The organism is Neptunomonas japonica DSM 18939 (assembly GCF_000422765.1).
GTDB lineage: Bacteria > Pseudomonadota > Gammaproteobacteria > Pseudomonadales > Balneatricaceae > Neptunomonas > Neptunomonas japonica.
On the sequence record NZ_AUGR01000029.1, the window covers coordinates 15,693 to 36,941 of the forward strand.

22 protein-coding genes and 1 riboswitch are annotated in these 21,249 nt (G+C 44.6%); of the genes, 15 read left to right on the forward strand and 7 right to left on the reverse strand.

Going from position 1 to position 21,249, the window contains the following annotated elements; translation table 11 throughout:
- The first annotated feature begins 83 nt into the window (after positions 1 to 83).
- From gpmI to G511_RS23195, 4 genes are all read left to right on the forward strand, one after another.
- Positions 84 to 1,634 (forward strand): 2,3-bisphosphoglycerate-independent phosphoglycerate mutase, encoded by a 1,551-nt coding sequence (gpmI, locus tag G511_RS0116520; RefSeq protein WP_028470623.1) that lies wholly within the window; start codon positions 84 to 86, stop codon positions 1,632 to 1,634.
- 148 nt (positions 1,635 to 1,782) lie between these two features.
- Entirely contained in the window at positions 1,783 to 2,799 is a 1,017-nt protein-coding gene (locus G511_RS0116525) for a murein hydrolase activator EnvC family protein (protein ID WP_156905237.1), read from the forward strand.
- Positions 2,800 to 2,833: 34 nt separating this feature from the next.
- Positions 2,834 to 4,129 (forward strand): S41 family peptidase, encoded by a 1,296-nt coding sequence (locus tag G511_RS0116530; protein ID WP_051222174.1) that lies wholly within the window; start codon positions 2,834 to 2,836, stop codon positions 4,127 to 4,129.
- Positions 4,129 to 4,983, forward strand: coding sequence for a divergent polysaccharide deacetylase family protein (locus tag G511_RS23195; protein WP_051222176.1), 855 nt, complete (start codon positions 4,129 to 4,131; stop codon positions 4,981 to 4,983). The genes G511_RS0116530 and G511_RS23195 overlap by 1 nt, the downstream gene beginning before the upstream one ends.
- 50 nt (positions 4,984 to 5,033) lie before the next feature.
- On the opposite strand, the gene slmA is transcribed toward G511_RS23195, so the two are convergent.
- The 5 genes from slmA to coaBC are packed head-to-tail and all read right to left on the reverse strand — an operon-like array spanning position 5,034 to position 9,634.
- Positions 5,034 to 5,630, reverse strand: coding sequence for a nucleoid occlusion factor SlmA (gene slmA / locus G511_RS0116540; protein WP_028470626.1), 597 nt, complete (start codon positions 5,628 to 5,630; stop codon positions 5,034 to 5,036).
- 10 nt (positions 5,631 to 5,640) lie between these two features.
- The gene (gene argB, locus G511_RS0116545) at positions 5,641 to 6,543 is read right to left on the reverse strand and encodes an acetylglutamate kinase (RefSeq protein WP_028470627.1); all 903 of its coding nucleotides are present in this window, start codon (positions 6,541 to 6,543) and stop codon (positions 5,641 to 5,643) included.
- 25 nt (positions 6,544 to 6,568) lie between these two features.
- On the reverse strand, positions 6,569 to 7,957 hold the full coding sequence (locus tag G511_RS0116550) for a phosphomannomutase/phosphoglucomutase (protein WP_028470628.1): 1,389 nt from the start codon (positions 7,955 to 7,957) through the stop codon (positions 6,569 to 6,571).
- A 19-nt stretch (positions 7,958 to 7,976) separates the two neighbouring features.
- The gene (gene dut, locus G511_RS0116555; RefSeq protein WP_028470629.1) at positions 7,977 to 8,432 is read right to left on the reverse strand and encodes a dUTP diphosphatase; all 456 of its coding nucleotides are present in this window, start codon (positions 8,430 to 8,432) and stop codon (positions 7,977 to 7,979) included.
- The gene (gene coaBC, locus G511_RS0116560; RefSeq protein WP_028470630.1) at positions 8,429 to 9,634 is read right to left on the reverse strand and encodes a bifunctional phosphopantothenoylcysteine decarboxylase/phosphopantothenate--cysteine ligase CoaBC; all 1,206 of its coding nucleotides are present in this window, start codon (positions 9,632 to 9,634) and stop codon (positions 8,429 to 8,431) included. Before coaBC ends, dut begins: the two co-directional genes overlap by 4 nt.
- A 114-nt stretch (positions 9,635 to 9,748) precedes the next feature.
- Between coaBC and radC the strand changes: the two genes are divergently transcribed.
- Positions 9,749 to 10,423: a RadC family protein gene (gene radC, locus G511_RS0116565; RefSeq protein ID WP_028470631.1), complete on the forward strand. Its 675-nt coding sequence runs from the start codon at positions 9,749 to 9,751 to the stop codon at positions 10,421 to 10,423.
- A 2-nt stretch (positions 10,424 to 10,425) separates the two neighbouring features.
- Here radC and G511_RS0116570 read toward each other — a convergent pair whose 3' ends face one another.
- Complete coding sequence (locus G511_RS0116570; protein WP_051222178.1) at positions 10,426 to 10,977, reverse strand: hemerythrin domain-containing protein; 552 nt, start codon at positions 10,975 to 10,977, stop codon at positions 10,426 to 10,428.
- A gap of 396 nt (positions 10,978 to 11,373) precedes the next feature.
- On the opposite strand from G511_RS0116570, the gene rpmB reads away from it, so the two are divergent.
- A complete protein-coding gene (rpmB, locus tag G511_RS0116575; protein ID WP_028470633.1) occupies positions 11,374 to 11,610 on the forward strand; it encodes a 50S ribosomal protein L28 in 237 nt (78 codons plus the stop codon).
- Positions 11,611 to 11,621: 11 nt separating this feature from the next.
- Positions 11,622 to 11,792 carry a 50S ribosomal protein L33 gene (rpmG, locus tag G511_RS0116580; protein ID WP_028470634.1) on the forward strand — a complete coding sequence of 57 codons (171 nt, stop codon included), beginning with the start codon at positions 11,622 to 11,624 and terminating at the stop codon, positions 11,790 to 11,792.
- Between the two features lie 25 nt (positions 11,793 to 11,817).
- Here rpmG and G511_RS0116585 read toward each other — a convergent pair whose 3' ends face one another.
- The gene (locus G511_RS0116585; RefSeq protein ID WP_028470635.1) at positions 11,818 to 13,251 is read right to left on the reverse strand and encodes an aminotransferase-like domain-containing protein; all 1,434 of its coding nucleotides are present in this window, start codon (positions 13,249 to 13,251) and stop codon (positions 11,818 to 11,820) included.
- Positions 13,252 to 13,401: 150 nt separating this feature from the next.
- Between G511_RS0116585 and G511_RS0116590 the strand changes: the two genes are divergently transcribed.
- The 8 genes from G511_RS0116590 (at position 13,402) to G511_RS0116625 (ending at position 21,226) form a co-directional block, all read left to right on the forward strand.
- Entirely contained in the window at positions 13,402 to 14,286 is an 885-nt protein-coding gene (locus tag G511_RS0116590; protein WP_036552290.1) for a DMT family transporter, read from the forward strand.
- Positions 14,287 to 14,329: 43 nt separating this feature from the next.
- On the forward strand, positions 14,330 to 15,142 hold the full coding sequence (mutM, locus tag G511_RS0116595) for a bifunctional DNA-formamidopyrimidine glycosylase/DNA-(apurinic or apyrimidinic site) lyase (protein WP_028470637.1): 813 nt from the start codon (positions 14,330 to 14,332) through the stop codon (positions 15,140 to 15,142).
- A 9-nt stretch (positions 15,143 to 15,151) separates the two neighbouring features.
- Positions 15,152 to 16,081: an alpha/beta hydrolase gene (locus G511_RS23200; RefSeq protein ID WP_051222180.1), complete on the forward strand. Its 930-nt coding sequence runs from the start codon at positions 15,152 to 15,154 to the stop codon at positions 16,079 to 16,081.
- A 91-nt stretch (positions 16,082 to 16,172) separates the two neighbouring features.
- Positions 16,173 to 16,700 (forward strand): phosphatase PAP2 family protein, encoded by a 528-nt coding sequence (locus G511_RS0116605; protein WP_028470638.1) that lies wholly within the window; start codon positions 16,173 to 16,175, stop codon positions 16,698 to 16,700.
- Positions 16,697 to 17,713, forward strand: a complete 1,017-nt coding sequence (locus G511_RS0116610; RefSeq protein WP_028470639.1) for an MJ1255/VC2487 family glycosyltransferase — start codon at positions 16,697 to 16,699, stop codon at positions 17,711 to 17,713. The genes G511_RS0116605 and G511_RS0116610 overlap by 4 nt, the downstream gene beginning before the upstream one ends.
- A gap of 395 nt (positions 17,714 to 18,108) precedes the next feature.
- Positions 18,109 to 18,203, forward strand: a riboswitch (TPP riboswitch).
- Positions 18,192 to 19,028: a bifunctional hydroxymethylpyrimidine kinase/phosphomethylpyrimidine kinase gene (gene thiD, locus G511_RS0116615; RefSeq protein WP_028470640.1), complete on the forward strand. Its 837-nt coding sequence runs from the start codon at positions 18,192 to 18,194 to the stop codon at positions 19,026 to 19,028. It overlaps the preceding riboswitch by 12 nt.
- Positions 19,029 to 19,065: 37 nt before the next feature.
- Positions 19,066 to 20,943, forward strand: a complete 1,878-nt coding sequence (thiC, locus tag G511_RS0116620; RefSeq protein WP_028470641.1) for a phosphomethylpyrimidine synthase ThiC — start codon at positions 19,066 to 19,068, stop codon at positions 20,941 to 20,943.
- Between the two features lie 58 nt (positions 20,944 to 21,001).
- A complete protein-coding gene (locus G511_RS0116625; protein WP_028470642.1) occupies positions 21,002 to 21,226 on the forward strand; it encodes a hypothetical protein in 225 nt (74 codons plus the stop codon).
- Positions 21,227 to 21,249 lie beyond the last annotated feature (23 nt).

Sequence of the window (21,249 nt, forward strand, 5' to 3'; positions counted from 1 at the left end):
GAATTGCAAGGCGTTGTTAGCCAATTGCTGTGAATCAAAGTAAAATACGTGACCTTCTTTAGACGATATTGGCCTGAATTCATATGAGTAATATGCGTATCCCCAAAGCACTAATTATCCTAGATGGCTTTGGCATTGAGTCGACTCCTTCTTCTGCCATTGATGTGGCAAACACCCCTATGTGGGACCAGTTACTGGCGAATAACCCGAATTCTCGTATAGCAACTTCAGGCTTGGCTGTGGGCTTGCCTGATGGACAAATGGGGAATTCTGAAGTCGGCCATATGAACATTGGTGCGGGCCGTACCGTTTATCAGAACTTTACTCGTATATCAAAAGCGATAGACGACGGTGATTTTTTTGAAAATGATGTACTGACAAGCGCGATGGATAAAGCGATACAGCAGCAAAAAGCGGTGCATATTTTAGGGCTGCTATCGCCAGGTGGCGTGCATAGTCATGAAGAGCATATATTTGCGCTGATAAGGATGGCTGCTCAGCGAGGTGCGCAGAAGGTTTATCTGCATGCTGTTTTGGATGGACGAGATACGCCACCGCGCTCGGCTAAACCTTCACTTGAAAAAGCCCAGGCTTTGTTTGCTGATTTAGGCGTTGGCGGTATCGCCACTATTGTTGGTCGATATTATGCTATGGACCGCGATAATCGTTGGGATCGTGTGCAGCAGGCATATGATGCAATGACATTGGGGCAATCATCTTGTGTTGCCATCTCATCTGTAGAGGCATTAGAGTCTGCTTATGAGCGCGATGAAAATGATGAGTTTGTAAAGGCGACAGTTATTCAAAAGAATGGTGCTGCTATGGGTGTTATTAGTGATGGTGATTCAGTTATCTGTGCTAATTTTCGTCCAGATAGATCGAGAGAAATCACCCGTGCGTTTGTCGAGGGTGAAGGCTTTTCAGGGTTTAATCGAACCTCTGCTCCGGCTTTAGCCGATTACGTCATGATGACCGAATATGCTGCAACTATTCCTGCTGCTTGTGCTTATTTACCTGCAAAAATAGTTAATGATTTAGGTGAGTACATTTCTGCTCAGGGAAAAACGCAATTGCGCATCTCAGAGACAGAGAAGTATGCGCATGTAACCTTCTTCTTTAATGGTGGGCAGGAAGCGGTTTATCCTGGAGAAGAGCGTATTTTAGTCTCATCGCCTTCAGTGGCTACCTATGATTTACAGCCTGAAATGAGTGCGCCGGAATTAACCGATAAGCTGGTGGCTGCTATTAAAAGTGGTAAATATGACCTGATTGTTTGTAATTATCCAAATGGAGATATGGTCGGGCATACCGGTGTTTTCGATGCTGCAGTTAAAGCAGTAGAAGTTGTCGATAACTGCTTAACGCGTGTTTTGGCTGCGATGGCTGAAGTGGGAGGGGAAACCTTGGTCACGGCCGATCATGGTAATGTTGAGATGATGCTAGATCCTACGTCAGGACAACCACACACAGCACACACTAACTTTCCGGTTGCATTGATTTATGACGGCCCTAATAAGCAGGCGCTATCGCTAGAAAATGGTGCCTTATGTGATTTGGCTCCAACAATCTTGGATTTAATGGGCTTGCCACAACCCGCTGAAATGACGGGACATAGCCTTGCTAAAACCCAGTAAATTAATAAGGCCGTTTATACGGCCTTTTTTATACCTGTTTGTCTGTTTAGCGTTTTTTCTGGGCGCGTATAAAAGCACTTATGCCGTAGCGGCTGATCAGCAAGCTACAAAATCACAGTTGAGTACTCTTAAAAAGAATATCAATAAGGTGCAATCTCAATTAAAAAGAGACAGGAAAAAACAAGGTGTAGCAGAGCGTGCACTGACAACTACTGAGCAAGAAATCAGTGTATTAGGCAAAAAAATCCATCAGCTTGATAAGAAGTTGAGTACCTTAAAAGTAGATTTGTCTGGGTATCAAGCCGATAAAGTGGGTTTAGAAGCTAATCTTGAGAAGAGCCAAGCGCGTTTAGAGCAGATTATCCAACAGCAATATCGATTGGGTGCTCAACCTCGCCTTTTTATGCTGCTGAATCAGCGAGATCCTGAACAAATATCGCGTATGACGCACTATTATGATCGCTTTAGCTCTGCTCAAGTTAAAGAGATGGAGCAATATCAAACGTTATTAAATGATCTTAAATCAACACACCTATCTATTGATACAACACAGCAGGCTATTATCAATAGTCGTGATCGTTTGAAAGGCTCATTGGCATCACTCACAAACTTACGTGAGCAGCGTAAGCTATCACTGAGTGCTCTAGGCAAGCGGGTTGTGAGTTCTCAAACTAAACTTAAGCAGCTGCGGCGTGATAAAAAACGTTTGGAAAAGCTTTTAATAGATATCGAGAAATCGATCTCTTCCGCAAATCTTACGCAAAATAATAAAACATTTGCCAGTCTTAAAGGTAGATTGAAATGGCCAGTAAAAGGAAAAATTTTACGCGCTTATGGTAATGTTCAGAATAACCTAAGTTACGATGGTGTATTACTTTCAGGAAGCACCGGTGGATCTGTAGCGGCAGTGCATCATGGCAGAGTAGTGTTTTCTGACTGGCTAAGAGGCTACGGTTTATTAACTATTGTTGATCATGGAGGAGGATATATGAGCCTCTATGGACAGAATGATAGCTTACTTAAAGAAACTGGGGACTGGGTATCTCAAGGTGAGTCTATCGCGACATTAGGCAGTAGTGGTGGAAATAGTGAACCCGGTCTATATTTTGCGATCCGACATAAAGGTAAAGCAATTAACCCCAAACGTTGGTTTGTCCGTCATTAAGGATGATAAATGTTTTTATTAAAAGGTGGCAGCAGTGAAACTATCGTTAAAGCTGGTTAGCGTATTTTTTAGTTTAGGGCTGAGTGCAGCGGCACTGTCTCAAACCGTTGTGCCTCCTGATTCCGAGGTGCCTAAAGCGCTGCCGTTAGAAGAGTTGCGACGTTTTAGCGAAGTGTTTGATCGCATAAAGAACTCATATGTTGAGCCAGTAGATGACGCTAAAGTATTGGAAGATGCTATTCGTGGAATGATTTCGGGTTTAGATCCTCATTCATCCTATTTAGAACCTGAAGCTTTTGATGAGTTACGCGAACATACCAGTGGCGAGTTTGGTGGCGTCGGGATTGAGATTAGCCTTGAAGATGGTTTTATTCGCGTGATTGCCCCTATCGATGATACGCCCGCCGTTAAAGCAGGTATTAAAGCAGGTGATCTGATTACACGAATTGATGATGAGTCTGTTAAGAGCATGGGTTTAGATGGTGCTATTAGCCGTATGCGGGGCAAGCCGGGTACTGAGATTGTATTGACTGTCCTGCGTGAGGGTGAGGATAAGCCACTGAGTATTAAAGTCGTGCGTGATGTGATCAAGGTGACGAGCATTAAGCATAAAATGCTTGGTGAGCAGTATGCGTATTTGCGGATTACACAGTTCCAAGGAAATACAGGGGGGGACCTGAAAAAAGCGCTGAATAACATTCAGGAAAAAAGCTCTCTACAAGGCATTGTGCTGGATTTGAGAAATAACCCGGGCGGGGTTTTGCAAGCGGCAGTTGAAGTTGTCGACGCATTCATAGATAACGGCATGATTGTTTATACGCAAGGTCGCCTGGCCAGTGCTGACAGTGAGTTTATGGCAACAGCAAATGTTGTGTCGGCAACCGTACCCATGGTCGTATTGATTAATGGTGGCTCGGCGTCTGCATCAGAAATTGTTGCCGGTGCACTTCAAGATCATAAACGTGCTGTGATTATGGGAACGGGCAGTTTTGGAAAAGGTTCTGTACAAACTATCTTACCATTAACACAGCGCCGTGCCTTGAAGCTTACAACGGCTCGGTATTTCACGCCAAGTGGTCGTTCAATTCAAGCGCAAGGCATACAGCCAGATGTAGTAGTTGAAGAAGCTGAGCTGAAAAGAGTGCAAGGTAGAGATTTTCCAAAAGAGAAAGACTTGTCGGGTCACTTGTTTAATGGACAAACTGAACAATCGGAAGATAACGAGCTAGCAGAGGCGCAGAAGGGCTTGTCGCAAAGAGATTATCAACTTTATGAAGCGCTTAACTTGCTTAAAGCGTTAACGATTGTTGGAAAAGTGACAGCACCGTAATGGCTGCTCGCTGGTACGAGGTGGTTTGTGGCCTCTGCTTGGCCGTTAGTGTTAACTGTCAGGCGGGCAACAACTTGGACGCTGTTATACAGCCGCGTATTGTTATTGTGATTGATGATATTGGTAATAGCTTGTCTCAAGGCCGAGCAGCGCTTGCACTGCCGGGGCCTGTTACTTATGCCGTGTTACCTTACTCTGCTCATGGGCGACTACTCGCTATTGCGGCCCATAAGTTAGGTAAAGATGTCATGCTGCATGCGCCTATGGCTAATGACCAGAATTTAAAGCTAGGCCCAGGAGCGCTAACACCTGACTTATCCGAAATTCGTTTTAAAAAAATTTTGAATGATGATTTGGATGCGGTTCCTTATGCTGTTGGTTTGAATAACCATATGGGAAGTTTACTGACTCGCCAGCGAGTACCGATGAAATGGGTGATGGAAGTTGCAAAATCGCGTAATCTTTTTTTTCTCGACAGTCGCACAACACGTGGCAGTGTGGCGTGGAGCACTGCCCGAAAAGCAGGGGTTCCGGCACTGAGTAGAGATATCTTTCTTGATCACGTACAAACAGAGGCTTTTTTAAGTCAGCAGTTTATTCGGGCTGTGAAAATTGCGAGAAAGCACGGCTCTGCTATTGTGATTGGTCACCCTTACCCTCTTACGACTGCGTTTTTGGAAAAGGCGATTCCAGCACTAGATGAGGCGGGTGTACAATTAGTGTCGGCACCCGCTTTAATCATGCAAAAGCAACAGGCCGCCTTGTTAGCGAAAGCAAATAAGAAACCTAATGAAGTCGCACGCTCACCATCAGCGGAGTGTGACTTTTCACAATCCTATGGATGTGAGGAATGATTAACCAGATAAACTGTAGGCTTATCTAGTTAATATGTTGTCACTAATGGTTAAGCCGGGCGGAAAAGGCCTATAGCAAGCCTTTGCCATTGATCATTCCAGTGTTCGGTTGGTTTGCGCTGGAACTCACTTCTGACAAATTGACGAATCCTACCTTCAAGTACGGCAATCATTAGATTAGCGGTAATGCCTGCTGTTGTTTCAGTACGTAGCCCTTCTTTAAACTCTGCCTCGCGCATAACTTGCTTTAATTGTGTCTCTAGCCGTTCAAAGAACTGGTTAACACGATGGCGAAGTCTATCGGTTTCGCCAGCAAGAGCATCTCCTGTGAGGATACGGGCCATCCCTGGGTTGCGTTCAATAAAAGCTAACACCAAGGTTAGAATTTGTTCGCACTGACGAATTGCCGGGCTATCAGAAGACGTAATGATATTAGCTCTTGAGAAAATAGTTTCTTCAATAAAGCCGATTAAGCCCTCGAACATGCGCGCCTTACTAGGGAAGTGGCGATAAAGCGCCGCTTCTGAAACGCCGACTTCTTTTGCAAGCGCTGCCGTAGTAATACGTTGGCCATGATTAGATTCCAGCATTCTGGCGAGTGCTTGTAGAATTTGCTCGCTTCTGGAAACTTTCGTATTTTCGCTCATGTAAAGCCTACTACAGAGTGTTGTTGGAAATGAGAGTGCCGACACCTTCGTCGGTGAATATTTCCAATAGACATGAGTGTTCTACACGACCATCAATGATATGTGCACTGGTGACGCCACTTTTCACGGCGCCTAATGCACAATCAATCTTTGGAAGCATACCGCCATAGATAGTGCCGTCTTCAATGAGTGCATCTACTTGTTGTGTAGATAAGCCTGTGAGAACCGCACCATCTTTGTCGAGTAAGCCTGCAATATTAGTTAATAGGATTAGTTTTTCAGCTTTGAGTACTTCAGCTACTTTTCCTGCCACTAGGTCAGCATTGATATTGTAAGAAGAGCCGTCCGAGCCTACACCGATAGGTGCAATAACAGGGATAAAGTCAGAGTCTGCTAGCATGTCCAGAACAGCGGTATTGATATGCTCAACTTCGCCGACATGACCGATGTCGATGATCTCAGGCGCTTCCATCTCAGGAGTTTTATGTTTAACTCTGAGTTTTCTAGCGCCTAATAGATGCCCGTCTTTACCTGTTAAGCCAATCGCTTTACCGCCATTGTTGTTGATTAAGCCAACAATCTCTTTATTGACCATGCCACCTAACACCATCTCTACCACATCCATGGTTTTAGAGTCGGTTACACGCATGCCATTAATAAAGTGAGACTCAATGTTGAGTTTTTCAAGCAGGTCGCCAATTTGTGGGCCCCCTCCATGAACAACAATTGGGTTTAAGCCGATAAGCTTCATCATAACGATATCGCGAGCAAAGCTGTTTTTTAACTTCTCGTCAGTCATAGCGTTTCCGCCATATTTGATGACAATGGTTTTACCCACAAAGCGCTGAATGTAAGGAACGGCTTCACTGAGAACTTCAGCCGTTTGCATGGCCTGTTGACGATTTAAAGGCATGTAGATATCTGCTCCAAAATAATACTTATTCGTTGGGAATGATAAGGCTTGAATCAACGGCTAATAATCGTTCCTGGAACTGGTCCCTGATACGATTAAGAGCTGTTTCATTCGCCGCTTCAAAGCGCAGCACTAATACCGGTGTTGTATTAGAGGCCCTTACTAATCCCCATCCATCAGGGTAATCAACACGAATTCCATCAATGCGGCTAGCATCACCCTCTGGGTAATCGAGTGCTTGTAACTTTTCGACGATATCGAATTTATTATCATCGCGTACATCGATATTCAGTTCAGGGGTGCTCACATCTTCTGGATACTTATTGAAAATCTCATCCAGTGTTTCTGTGCGCGTTGATAAAATTTCTAGCAAGCGTGCCGCACTGTATAAGCCATCATCAAATCCGAACCAACGTTCTTTAAAGAAAATATGACCACTCATCTCGCCAGCCAGCAGAGCACCGGATGATTTCATTTTACGTTTAATCAACGAGTGTCCCGTTTTCCACATGGTGGCTTGGCCACCAGCTTTGCGTATAACATCGCCTAACAAGCGAGAGCATTTCACATCGTAGATGATTTCAGATCCAGGGTTACGTTGCAGGATATCTTCTGCAAATAACATCATGACTCTATCGGGGTAAATCATCGCGCCGCTAGAGGTGATGACGCCTACACGGTCACCGTCACCATCAAAAGCAAGACCAAGATCTGCGTTATGTTCTTTAACGGCCGCAATACAGTCAATAAGGTTGGCTGGTTTGCTAGGGTCTGGGTGGTGATTTGGAAAATTGCCGTCGACTTCACAATACAAAGGAATGACTTCGCACCCGAGTTGTTCCATCAAGATGGGTGCCATTTCACCAGGAATGCCGTTTCCACAGTCGATAACCACTTTTAATTTACGCTTAATACTAATGTCTTCAGTCACGCGCTTACGGTACTGCGGGCGAATGTCGATGCTGTTTAGCTGGCCTTTGCCTTGCGTGTATTCTTTTTGCAAGATTCGATGTTTAAGTGCTTGAATCTCTTCACCGGCAAGCGTATTGCCACCAAGCATCATTTTAAAACCATTATAATTGCTTGGGTTATGGCTTCCGGTAATCATAATGCCAGTTTGGCTGTCGGTATGGTGTGCGGCGAAATAGAGTAAAGGTGTTGGAATATAGCCGGCATCGGTAACATCGACACCACCTTCTAATAGGCCTTCAATCAAGACATCTTTTAAACGAGGGCAAGATAGGCGTCCATCAGCACCCACCACTACGGTTTTAATTTGCTGATGTTGTGCTTGGGCCGCAAATGCTCGCCCTAAATGATAAACGACAGGGGCTGTTAGCGCTTCATCTACAATACCGCGAATATCATAAGCACGAAAAATTTCCTGATCGAGCTGCTCCAATTTGTAAGTCATGCTTTCATCCTTGTAAGAATTAAGAGCGTCCAGACGAGCCAAATCCGCCTGCACCGCGTTCAGTGTCAGTAAAATTATCGACAACTTCAAAGTCTGCCTGCACTACAGGAACCAATACTAATTGAGCAATTCGCTCGCCTGGCTCCATCGTAAAGCGGGTGTTGCCGCGGTTCCAGCAAGAGACAAAGAGTTGCCCTTGGTAGTCGGAATCGATCAGCCCCACCAAGTTCCCCAATACGATACCGTGTTTGTGACCTAGCCCTGAGCGAGGCAAAATCATAGCGCATAGCGATGGGTCTTCAATATGAATCGCCATACCTGTTGGGATTAGCTCCGTTTCGCCAGGCTCTAACGTGAGGGCTTGATCAAGACAAGCGCGCAGGTCTAAGCCTGCTGAGCCCGGTGTTGCATAGTTTGGTAGAGGGAATGCTTGACCAATTCTGTCATCCAGAATTTTAACCTGTATTTTTTTCATTTTGATGTCTTATAAAGTTGAGAGATCTGTTCAATCAATTGTGTAGCCAGCTGGCGTTTGCTGGTTTGAGGAATTTCAATATGCGTTTCTTGAGTCACTAGCGTGACAGCATTTTCGTCGCTATTAAAACCTATGCCTGCTTGTGAAACGTCATTAGCAATGATCATATCTAAATTCTTACGTTCTAGTTTTCCTTGAGCGTAAGATAATACATCGCGTGTTTCTGCCGCAAAACCAATGGTGAAAGGTTTGTCCGCTCTTCCTGCTATAGTCGCAACAATATCTGGGTTTTTGACCAGGTGGAGTTCCATTATCTCCTCGTTGCCTTTTTTGATCTTATGTTCAGCGATAGAAGTAGGGCGATAATCAGCTACGGCAGCGCACGCAATAAAAATGTCACAGTCGCTAATACCTTCTAATGAAGCTTCTAACATATCTTCAGCAGTTGTAATGGATACGCGTTCTACGTGAGCTGGTGCGGGTAAGTTAACGGGCCCGCTGATTAGTTTGACGTTAGCGCCTGCATCGATAGCCGCCTCTGCCAGTGCGTAGCCCATTTTGCCAGAGCTATGGTTGGATATATAACGAACAGGGTCGAGCGGCTCACGTGTTGGTCCCGCTGTAATATGGATATTGAGACCCGCCAAAGCGCCGTTATCAAATTGTTTGGATACTCTGTCTAAAATGTCCGTGGGTTCGATCATACGCCCTGGGCCTGTATCACCGCAGGCTTGTTCGCCAACACCCGGCCCCCATAATTGAACGTGCTGTTGCTGCAGCGTATCTGCATTTTTTTGTGTTGCGCTAGAGCGCCACATCGCCTGGTTCATCGCAGGAGCTAAGCAAATAGGGGCTGCTGTAGCGAGGCATAAAGTGCTGAGTAGGTCGTTGCCCATGCCATTTGCTAGGCGTGCCATAAAGTCGGCACTAGCTGGGGCGATGACAATTAAATCGGCCCATTTTGCTAGTTCTATATGGCCCATTCCAGCTTCAGCTTCAGGGTCGAGTAGTTCAAGGTGAACCGGATGCCCTGATAGTGCCTGTAGCGTTAACGGTGTGATGAAAGAGGTTGCAGCCGGGGTCATTACGATCCGCACATCCGCTCCTGCTGTTTTCAATAAACGCGTGAGTTCAGCGCTTTTATAGGCAGCGATTCCGCCTGTTATACCTAAAATTATTTGTTTGTTAGTAAGTCTATACATACCTTGGGCAACCCGGGATTACGCAGTTGTGGTAAAGGGGTGTAAGATACCACTTCAGGAAATCTTTGCGTAGACCTTCTATGGGATTATACGTAACTAGCACAAGGAATGTGTATGGCGATTACAGACTGGCCTGAGTTAGAACGGCCTAGGGAAAAACTTTTGGCGCAGGGTGCATCGTCTTTATCTGATGCAGAATTATTGGCTATTTTTCTTCGAACGGGTATTAAAGGAACTAGCGCAGTAGATTTAGCACGCGATCTATTAAATCGATTTGATGGCTTGCGCCCCCTCTTAGAAAGCTCACAAGAAGAGTTTTGTGAAGCACCGGGATTAGGCCCTGCCAAGTATGCTCAATTACAAGCGGTCTTAGAGATGAGTCGTCGACATTTGATGGCTGCATTGCAAAGAGGCGAGCTAATGGGTAGTCCAGAGGCTGTCAGACATTATTTAATAGCGCAAATGAGGCATCACCAACAAGAGGTGTTCGCCTGTCTTTTTCTTGATAATAAGCACAGAGTTATCCGCTTTGAGCCGATGTTTTATGGCACTATCGATGCGGCATCGGTGTACCCTAGAGAGGTAGTGAAAAGAGCGCTGTCTTTAAATGCTGCTGCTGTTATTTTTTCGCATAACCATCCATCCGGTGTCGCGGAACCTTCCTTGGCGGATAAGCAAATTACAAAACGCTTAGTGGATGGGTTACAGCTGGTGGACATACGGGTACTGGATCACATGATCGTAGGTGACCCAGACGTAATATCTTTTGCAGAGCAAGGGTTGCTCTGAGCTTACATATAGCTGGCAACGCCCACTTGTGTATGGCGCATATGGATGGATAGACCAAGAGAGGAGAGGCCTTTATCACCTAATATTTCAGCAGAAAGGGGGAGGAACTCCCTTTCTTCGAACTGTGCATGGTCAAGGTATGAGTTGGCTAGCCTTAATGCCATTGCTTGGTCAAATATTACAAACTTACCTTTAGCTAGCTGTTTGATATCAGGCTCAATTAGTTTCCATTGCAGTTCAAGCATGCGATGTTCATTTGTGAGCTGCTTAATCATTGTCTTTGACTTAAGGGTTTCTTCACCACGTCTTGCACAGTCAAGCACGACATTGAATAACTCGTCTTCCTCTTCTTTGTGGTGTTTGAGCACAACTTCATGAAAGAAACTATATAGCTTGGCGGCCGTTTGCTTGATATCAGCAGATATCGGTTCGCTAATATTTGTTGTTGCTAAGCTACGAAGCTGTTCAAAGTTCTTAATGATGCCCACGTGGCAGTTTGAAAAATCCATCAATGGATCATCATTACCCGTTATCTTAATATTATTGTTATCCATTGGATTATCCTGTTTGCGTTGAATGGCTACGGATTCCAAGGTTGGAATTCTGTATTGTGTAATACTAAGAGGGTTTGTCATACGCATATATGACGAATATCAAAGTTATACCGAAATCATCGATGTTTTTGTAATAATGTATCGCTTTATGGCTTATTACTTTTTTATAAGGATGTTTTTGCTTGTTTTTTAGCTGAAACCTTCTCCTTTTAGGAAATCTTAATGGTATTTGATGTTCCTTCTCTATATAATTCGCCCCCTTCTATTCGTGCTTGGTACGGGATTCAGTTCGGTTATTGAACGCTCCGCCTGAGGTTTGCTTATATACACAGTATCTGTGAAGCAACCAATAGACATCCGAAATAGAAGTTAATAATGTAATTTGAGGCTTTGATTATGGCTAAAGTTTGTATGGTTACTGGCAAGCGCCCAGTAACAGGAAATAATGTTTCTCACTCACAACGCAAAACGCGTCGTCGTTTTCTTCCTAACCTGCATTGGCACCGTTTTTGGGTAGAAACTGAGAATAAATTCGTTCGTTTACGTGTAACTGCTAAAGGCATGCGTATTATCGATAAAAAAGGCATTGATGCAGTACTTGTTGAAGTTCGTGCACGTGGCGAAAAGGTATAAGGAGCTAGACGATGGCAGCTAAAGGTAATCGTGAAAAGATCCGTCTGGTTTCTTCTGCAGGCACAGGTCATTTCTACACAACTGATAAAAACAAACGTAACATGCCAGAGAAATTCGAGATCAAAAAATTTGATCCTGTAGTTCGTCAGCACGTTATGTATAAAGAAGCTAAAATCAAATAAGATTGCTGCTTCTCAAAAAGCCCGGTTATGCCGGGCTTTTTTGTGTTTGAAAATTGATCTCCTCAGAAATCAGCTCTCCAAGCCTTGCTAGCGCAGATAGTTGTTTGGGTGTGTTGTCGAATGTGCTGAAATTAAGGCGTATACAGTGTTGGAATTGCCTCGCTGTGCCGAATAAGCTGCCGGGTGTTATGCTAACGCCGTCGCTTTTCATCCGCTCAAACAAGTTGTCGCCGTCAATATTGAAAGGAAGGGTTATCCAGCATAGGTAGCCGCTATCTGGATTATTTATATGCGCTTCTACAGGAAGACATATTTTTAGTGCTTCGATAAATAGTATTTTTCGTTGTCTGTAGTTGTTTTGAAGCTGCTTAATATGACGGTCGAAATTAGCTGACTCCATCCACAAAGCAGAAGCATGTTGCATCAGACCTGATGTCGCGAGTGTGGTGACATATTTCAAATAGTTAACTTGATCAAAATATCGTCCGGGGCTGACCCAACCAATACGGATGTCTGGATCGAGTATTTTTGACAGGGCGCTGCATAAAATAACACGCCCCTCGGTATCCATTGATTTCAGTGTTCTGCGTCGCTGTGAGGTATGCACCAGTTTGCCAAATACATCATCCTCGATAATAACTAAATCATACGCTTGCGCTATGGCCATTAATGATGACTTCATTGTATCTGGCATGTTAAACCCCAGAGGGTTATTGGCGTGGGGGTTGAGTAGAATCGTTTTTATTTCCCAACGCTCTAATATATTAGAGAGCTGTTCTAAGTCGATGCCATCTGGCGCATGGGACGGTATTTCAATTATCTGTAAGCCCAGAGCTTCTATGCATTGTAATGTTCCATAGAAGCAGGGCGATTCTACCGCGATAATGTCGCCGGGTTGTGTGGTGCTCCTAAGTGCAAGTGAAATGGCTTCTTGTGCGCCGTTGGTAATGATGATCTCTTCAGGATCAAGCTCGGCATGGCCGCTATGTGTTTTTTTTGCAATTTGTTGTCTCAGCTCAAGGTTGCCTGGTGGTGCTTGGTAGTGGCTATAGATCGCGGGAGACTTTATTTCTAGGCGAACTAGTTTGTTTAATTGCTTATAAAACTCTTTGCGCCCTTTGATACGAGTATCTGGGTTAGCACTACCAAAAACTACATCAGCTTGACGTTGAGCAGACCCAATAATATCCAGTGAGGTTGCGCCGCGAATCACTTTTTGAGGTGATGGTGGTTGCGGTTGATCGTATTCGGTATCAGCTTTTATGGAAAACCCTTTTCTTGGGTGAGCAAGGATTACTCGGCTTTGCTCAAGTGCGATATAGGCTCGGATGACACTGTTTTTACTGACATTTAGTGTTTGTGACAGGCTTCTGACAGAAGGTAGGAAATCATATGCCTGAAGTGCACCTGAGCGCAGCTGGTGCTCGATGTGTTTAATAACTTTTTCATAAACTTTCATGGGTACAGTCTTAGTTACTTGTCTTTATTTTCTGCTATTTTGTTAACTGTACCCTATTTTTTAATGCTGTGTTGTCTCTTTTTTAATCAGCGCTTTATTCGTACTCTATCTCTTTAAATGTTACTTATATTTCACCATAGGGGCGCCTATATGGTTGCGTTGCGTACCAAGCTTATTCCTTTTATCCCATTTATCTTTGTGCTGCTATGGAGTACTGGGTTTATCGGGGCCAAATATGGGCTGCCTTACATAGAACCATTTAATATGCTGTTTATACGAATGCTGTTTACGCTGGCGGTATTCATGGTATTGATGGCTATTTTCAAATCAAAAATTCCTACCGGTAGGCAGGGTTTTCATCAGATGGTTTCTGGCTCGCTGGTGCATGCCGCTTATCTGGGAGGCGTTTTTGCAGCCATAAAATGGGATATGCCTGCTGGCATAGTTGCTATTGTGGTTGGCTTACAGCCTTTGCTTACCGCGCTTATTGGGCGGATCTGGTTTAGACAATCATTGGCAGGGTTGCAAGTATGGGGCTTAGTGTTAGGGCTGGTGGGCGTGTCGCTGGTGCTAACTGGCGGCAAAGATTTAGGTGATTGGTCACTGAGGCCTGAAGCGATGGCTGCCTCTATCGTCGCGCTGCTAGGGATATCGATAGGCACGCTGTATCAGAAACGTTTTGGTGCTGGTGTTGACTTAATGGCAGGGTCTTTTTTTCAATACTTGGCAACGGCTGTATGGATGGGGCTACTGGCGTTTAGTATCGAAACGCGTGAAGTAGTGTGGTCATTTGACCTAATGATGGCGCTTGGTTGGTTGGTGTTTGGCTTGTCTGTATCCGCGGTTTTGTTGTTGATGTATATGATTCGTGAAGGGGAGTCTGCCAGAGTTGCCAGTTACTTCTACTTGGTACCACCCGTCACTGTTATCGAAGCATGGTTGCTATTTGATGAAGCATTAGGGGTGTTAGCACTAATAGGGATATGTATTACCGTGTTTGGTGTGTATCTTGTATTGAAAGCCCCTCAGAAGTAGCTATAAGCGATCGTGCTTCATAGTGTGAATGGAATGAATTCTTGTGCCAGAATTGCCTGAAGTTGAAACGACCAGAAGCGGAATCGAGCCGCATATATTGAATCAAGAAATTGCTGGCGTAGTTGTGAGGCAGTCGCAATTACGTTGGACGGTCCCTGAGCTTGAGTTACGTAAGCTTGAAGGCTTATCTATAAAGAGTGTGGTGCGACGCGGTAAGTATATTCTTTTAGAGACCGAGCGTGGTGCGGTTGTTATTCATTTGGGGATGTCAGGTAGCTTGCGGGTTATTTCGGATGAACGCACAGCTTTAAAGCATGATCATGTTGATATTGTTTTTGATCACGGGATCTTGCTGCGTTATACCGATCCGCGTCGATTCGGTGCTATTTTATGGCAACCCAAAGGGCATGTTCATGAACGCCTTGCCTCTCTAGGTCCAGAGCCTCTATCGGATCAGTTTGATGGGCGATATTTGCATCAGCAATGTAAGGGGCGATCTGTTACTATTAAGCAGTTCATCATGAATAGTAAAGTGGTCGTCGGTGTAGGGAATATTTATGCCAACGAAGCACTGTTCCACGCAGGTATTGATCCCCGGAAATCGGCGGGTCAAATCTCTGAAAAGCGCTTAGCGGTGTTAGTGCAGAGAATCAAAAGTGTGCTGGCTGCAGCGATTTTTCAAGGCGGCACAACGCTTAAAGATTTTGTCGATAGTGATGGTCAGCCGGGGTATTTTCAGCAGTCTTTGAATGTTTATGGACGAGGCGGTGAGCCTTGTTCAACTTGTAGTCGCACGTTGAAAGAAGTGCGTTTAGGGCAGCGTAGTACGGTGTTCTGCAATTATTGTCAGCGGTAGGAATATAGAATGTCGATAGCCGAAGTACATATCAGGGAAAATCGCAAGGGCTGCGTAGTTGAAGAACACCGAGGGCGTTTAAGAGATAAGTTGGATATCCATCATTATTTAGAGAAGCGCGAAAGTCTTCAAATAGGCGAGCTTGCGGTGCACTGTGAGCTTTATGAAGCTGACAATAAAGATGCCCCCGTCCTGATATTATTACCGGGTATTGGCACCTATTGCGAGTTGTATGCTGATATTCTTGGGCGCTTTGCAGAAAGCGGTTTTCATGCGGTGGGTTTGGACTATCCTGGTCATGGATATTCTGGCGGTAAAAGGGGGCATTACACAGTAGAGAGCGTTGTACAGTCGATCAGTGAGCTGATAGATGAACTTGAAGAACGCTACTCTGGGCCTGTATATGTGTTTGGTTATTCGATTGGATCACTTTTGGCTGTTGCTGCTGCAGAGCAAGATAATAGGATAAAGGGTGTGATGTGTGGAACCTTACTGATTCCAGAAATTCCGCCAGATACTTTTCATCAAATGGGATGGCAATGGACATGGGGAATGGCGCAGATGTTCCCTAGTATGAAGCTGCCGTTGAAATCGATGGTGGATTATGAGCAGCTGCTTGCAGGACACCCAGCAGCAAAAGAATTTAATCATGATCACCTTATGATGTTTGATTACCCGTTTAGTACGTTGTCTAGCTTGTACTCATGGCGCTCAAAAGTTAAATCTGAAGCTTTTGAATTTCATGCTGCTATTTTACATGGCTCAGATGATGAGGTTATGTCGTTAGGTTACTCAAAGCGCTTAGTCGAAACCTTGGCTCACCCTTTTGAGTTAATTGAGGTTCCTGGTGGGCACATGATGCCTTGGTATAATCCCGAACTTTTGATTACTCGTGTTACTGAGTGGTTAAACGCTTTACCTAAGACGGGATTAAAGTAGGTCTGTCATAAAAACTTCACCTTGATGTAACAAGGGCACCATAGATGCGGAGCGATAATTCTTATTATCGTATCCGTTTATGGGGCGCGTTATGTTATCTATTCAAACGATCACCACTTTTGATACATCGTTGTTTTACTGGTTCCAAAACCGGCGCCAAATGCATGCTGGGATAACTACGCTTAGTCGTAATATTTCTCGATTAGGTGATGGGGCGGTGTACCCCTTTTTGGGCGGCTTGATAGCTCTATTTGAGCCACTAGATGGTGTCTCTTTTCTGCACTTGGGGCTATTAGCTTTTGCTATAGAGCTTCCGCTCTACCTTATTCTTAAACATATTATTCGACGTGACCGTCCCTGTCAGCGATTGGATCTTAAATCAGTTGTTACTCCCTTAGATAAGTTTGGTTGTCCTTCAGGTCATGCCGCTGCTGCGTTTGTTTTTGCTTCAGTGATGGCGCATGTGTACCCGTCTGTAGCATTGCTAGCTTATGTGGTTGCTATATTGATAGGCACTTCTAGAGTTGTATTGGGTGTTCATTACCCAGCAGATATTGTGGCGGGAGCAGTGGTCGGTATTGTGTGTGCAAAGTTGTGTATAGGGCTTGTAGGAGGATGAAGGTTTTATACGGGGTGCAAGCAACGGGTAATGGCCATATTGCTCGTGCAAGGGTTATGGCCCCAGCCTTGGCTGAAGCCGGTGTTGATGTGGATTATCTTTTTAGTGGCAGGCCTAAAGCAGAACTATTTGATATGGAATGCTTTGGCGATTATCAAGCTAGGCGAGGCTTGACCTTTTGCATGGGCGAGGGTGCAAAAGTACTACCGCTAAAAACTCTTCTAAATAATAGTTTGGTTCAGCTGTATCGTGACGTTAGATCGTTAGATGTATCCCATTATGATTTGGTTATTTCTGATTTTGAACCTGTGACAGCTTGGGCGGCAAAGCTGGCGAATAAAGACAGTATGGGGATTGCGCATCAGTATGCCTTTTTACATGCATTACCTGATAGTTATTACTCCAAACTTGTCAGGCCGGGAATAAAGCTGTTTGCACCAGTTAAGCAGGCGGTTGGTATTCATTGGGGCTCATTTGACGCTTTAATAGCGCCACCATTGATTAGCCCTGCTAGGTTTGCTTCAAAACCTACACATAAAATGATCTTGGTATATATGCCGTATGAAGTGAATGATGTTTTGTTCTATTGGTTTAGTGCGTTCCCTGATTATGAGTTTCGGGTTTATAGCAAAATCGATAAAGCGTATGTACGACGTAATGTTGTATTTAGTCCATTGAGCAGAGATTGTTTTGAAAAAGATCTGTCGATGTGTGAAGGCGTTATCTCTAATTGTGGTTTTGGTTTGGCGAGTGAAGCTATGCAGTATGGGAAAAAATTTCTTAGCAAGCCAATGAAAGGCCAGGCTGAGCAGCAATCCAATGCGCACATTCTGAAGTCATTAGGGCTGGCAACTATTATTAAGGAGTTGGATGTTGATGTAATAGAAGCGTGGCTTCGGTTAGATAGCCCTTTGCCTAAATGTTTTCCTAATGTTGCTGCGACATTGTCTGAATGGATAGCGAGTGAGCGTCAGAAACCATTGGACCAAGTTGTTAAACAGATGTGGTCTTAGACAACTTATGAGTAAGCATTAGAATTCAAATTCTAATTCAAGAAGCAATGGTTAGCGATTGATTCTGGCGTGTTGCTGTTAAGTGTAATGAGTATGGTTAGCGGGATAGTGTATAAAGGGGCGAGTAAGCTTTATAAATCCTTTATAAAGCTTACTCATTTGGCTTCCATTATCCGTGCGGTTGAAAGGCTTCCGTGCTGTTAACTACCTTGTGTCCTTTCCGCTGACTTGGCCATCCTTGAATTCGTTCCATGAACAGGAGATCCACCGTTGTTATTATGGCGAGTTGGCTCGGATTTTATATAGGAAAAAGTCCTATTTTTTACAGTAAATTATTGAATGTAGATTCATTATCTAAGGGGTAGACAGTTAGAGACTAACCGCTTAGACTCATTTTTATCTTGTCGGGGTGCCTTGTGTTGAGGCTGAGAGAAAACCCGCTGAACCTGATCCAGCTAGTACTGGCGTAGGAATCGAGATGTACAATCATAGCTCTTCAACAGCTATGCCTGTAGCGTTAACTATTGCCGGCTCAGATAGCGGTGGTGGTGCAGGTATACAAGCTGACATTAAAACGTTCTCTGCTCTTCAGGTGTATTCCGCCTCTGTCATTACTGCAGTGACGGCACAAAATACATTGGGCATTTCTGCTATTCATTACATTCCTAACGATATCGTTGCTGCACAATTACGTGCTGTACTGGGCGATCTGGATGTTGCTGCTTGTAAAATAGGCATGCTAGGTGATGCTCTAACCATTGATGCTATTGCTTCGGTACTGGACGAGTTTCCTGTGAATTCGTTGGTCATCGACCCTGTCATGGTGTCGAAAAGTGGTAATGCATTATTACAGCCGGATGCTATTTCCTTATTGAAAAATCGCCTTTTCCCGATGGCTACTGTCTTGACGCCGAATCTGCCTGAAGCCGCTGTATTGACAGGGCTGCCTGAGCCTCAATCTCTTCAAGAGATGTATCACATTCTGGAACCGCTTCATGAGTTAGATGTTCCTTGGGTGTTACTCAAAGGTGGGCACTTACCTGTAGATAATTACGCGATAGATCTGCTTTCTAATGGTAAGCAGGTATTTGAATTAAAGAGTGAGCGTTTCAAAACAAAAAATACACATGGCACCGGCTGTACGCTGTCTTCAGCGATCGCAGCAGGGCTCGCTAAAGGGCTAAGTGTTGAGCTGTCTGTTAAAGAGGCAAAAAGTTATATCAGTGCAGCAATTTCAGCTGCGGATACATTAGTGGTAGGGGCCGGACACGGTCCTCTGCATCATTTTTCGTTGCTCTGGGATAAAACTAGCTAAGGCTATTTTCAGAGTTCAGTTCTAAGTAGGGTGGATTATGTCTAATAATAAATTACTAAGCCAAAATGCCAGCGTTGATCATGCTTCTGTGCAGCCGTTTCCTAAGTCTCGTAAGGTTTATATTGAAGGAAGCCGCCCTGATATTCGTGTGCCGATGCGTGAAATCTCGCTGGATGTCACGCCAACAGGCATGGGCGGCGAAAAGAATGATCCGTTGTATGTATATGACACATCGGGCCCTTATACTGACCCTGAAGCAAACATTGATGTGAGAAAAGGCTTGGACGCATTACGTGCAGGCTGGATTGATGAGCGTAACGATACCGAGCAGTTAACCGCATTATCGTCTGAATACGGTCGTGCGCGCGAAGTCGATTTACGTTTGGATGAGCTGCGTTTTGAGTTAACTCGCAAGCCATCCCGTGCGAAAGCTGGCATGAACGTAACGCAGCTGCACTACGCTCGCAAAGGGATAGTAACGCCTGAGATGGAATACATTGCTATACGCGAAAATATGAAATTAGCTAAGTCTAAAGCTGAAGGTAATATCGTTGCGCAACAGCATCCTGGTTTTAGCTTTGGCGCTAACTTGCCGGACGAAATTACGCCTGAATTTGTTCGTAAAGAAGTAGCTGAAGGACGCGCTATTATTCCCGCTAACATTAATCACCCTGAATCAGAGCCAATGATTATTGGGCGTAACTTTCTGGTGAAAATTAACGGTAATATTGGTAATTCTGCAGTGACTTCTTCTATCGAGGAGGAGGTAGCGAAGATGACATGGGGAACTCGCTGGGGTTCCGATACCATTATGGATCTGTCTACAGGTAAGAACATTCATGAAACACGTGAGTGGATCTTGCGTAACTCTCCTGTTCCGATCGGTACCGTGCCTATTTACCAAGCTTTAGAAAAAGTAAACGGTGTTGCAGAAGACCTTAATTGGGAAGTATTTCGCGATACACTGATTGAACAGGCAGAACAGGGTGTGGATTACTTTACTATCCATGCCGGTGTTTTGCTGCGTTATGTGCCAATGACCGCTAAGCGTATGACGGGTATCGTTTCTCGTGGTGGATCCATCATGGCGAAATGGTGTTTAGCTCATCATGAAGAGAGTTTCCTTTACACGCACTTTGAAGATATCTGCGAAATCTGTAAAGCCTACGATGTGTCATTCTCATTGGGTGATGGTTTACGCCCTGGATCTGTCTATGATGCAAACGATGAGGCTCAATTTGCTGAGCTTGAAACCTTAGGTGAGCTGACAAAAATTGCCTGGAAGCACGATGTTCAGGTAATGATCGAAGGGCCGGGTCATGTACCAATGCACATGATCAAAGAGAATATGGATAAGCAGCTGACCGAGTGTCATGAAGCGCCTTTCTATACCTTAGGTCCTTTGACGACTGATATTGCGCCAGGTTATGACCACATTACTTCTGGTATCGGTGCCGCCATGATAGGTTGGTATGGTTGTGCGATGCTGTGCTATGTGACGCCGAAAGAGCATCTTGGTTTGCCAAACAAGGATGATGTCAAAACGGGTATTATTACTTACAAAATTGCGGCACATGCTGCGGATTTGGCGAAAGGCCATCCGGGTGCACAAATACGTGATAATGCTATGTCTAAAGCGCGTTTTGAATTCCGTTGGGAAGATCAGTTTAATATTGGTTTGGATCCTGACACAGCGCGTGCATATCACGACGAGACCTTGCCGAAAGAATCGTCAAAAGTGGCTCACTTCTGTTCAATGTGTGGCCCTAAATTCTGTTCTATGAAGATTTCTCAGGAAGTCAGAGATCTTGATGCCGCCCAGATTGAAGAAATAAAAGCGGCTGCTGATAGGGGAATGCAAGAGAAATCTCAGGAATTTAAAGACACAGGGGCTGAAATTTACCATAAAGTTTAACCTGAGAGGTTCTTTCGGTTAGTCTTATAGGGATGTTGATAACCGATGAAGATCCCCTATGTCAGAAGAACTGAAGTATGTTGCGGTTGCTCTTCTTGTGCTGTTTGCTTTTGTGCCTGTCACCTTTCAGGCTCTTAGAAGACGAAAGGAGCAGCCGCCGCCTTTGGCCAGTAATGATCGAAAACTGTATCGATTGTGGCGCTCAGATCCCGATGCTTACCAGAGGCAGTATGGTGCTCTGGATGAAAAGTATATTGAGGCGCAAAAGAACAAAAACAAGTAACGCTGGTGTGTAGCGATGGTATT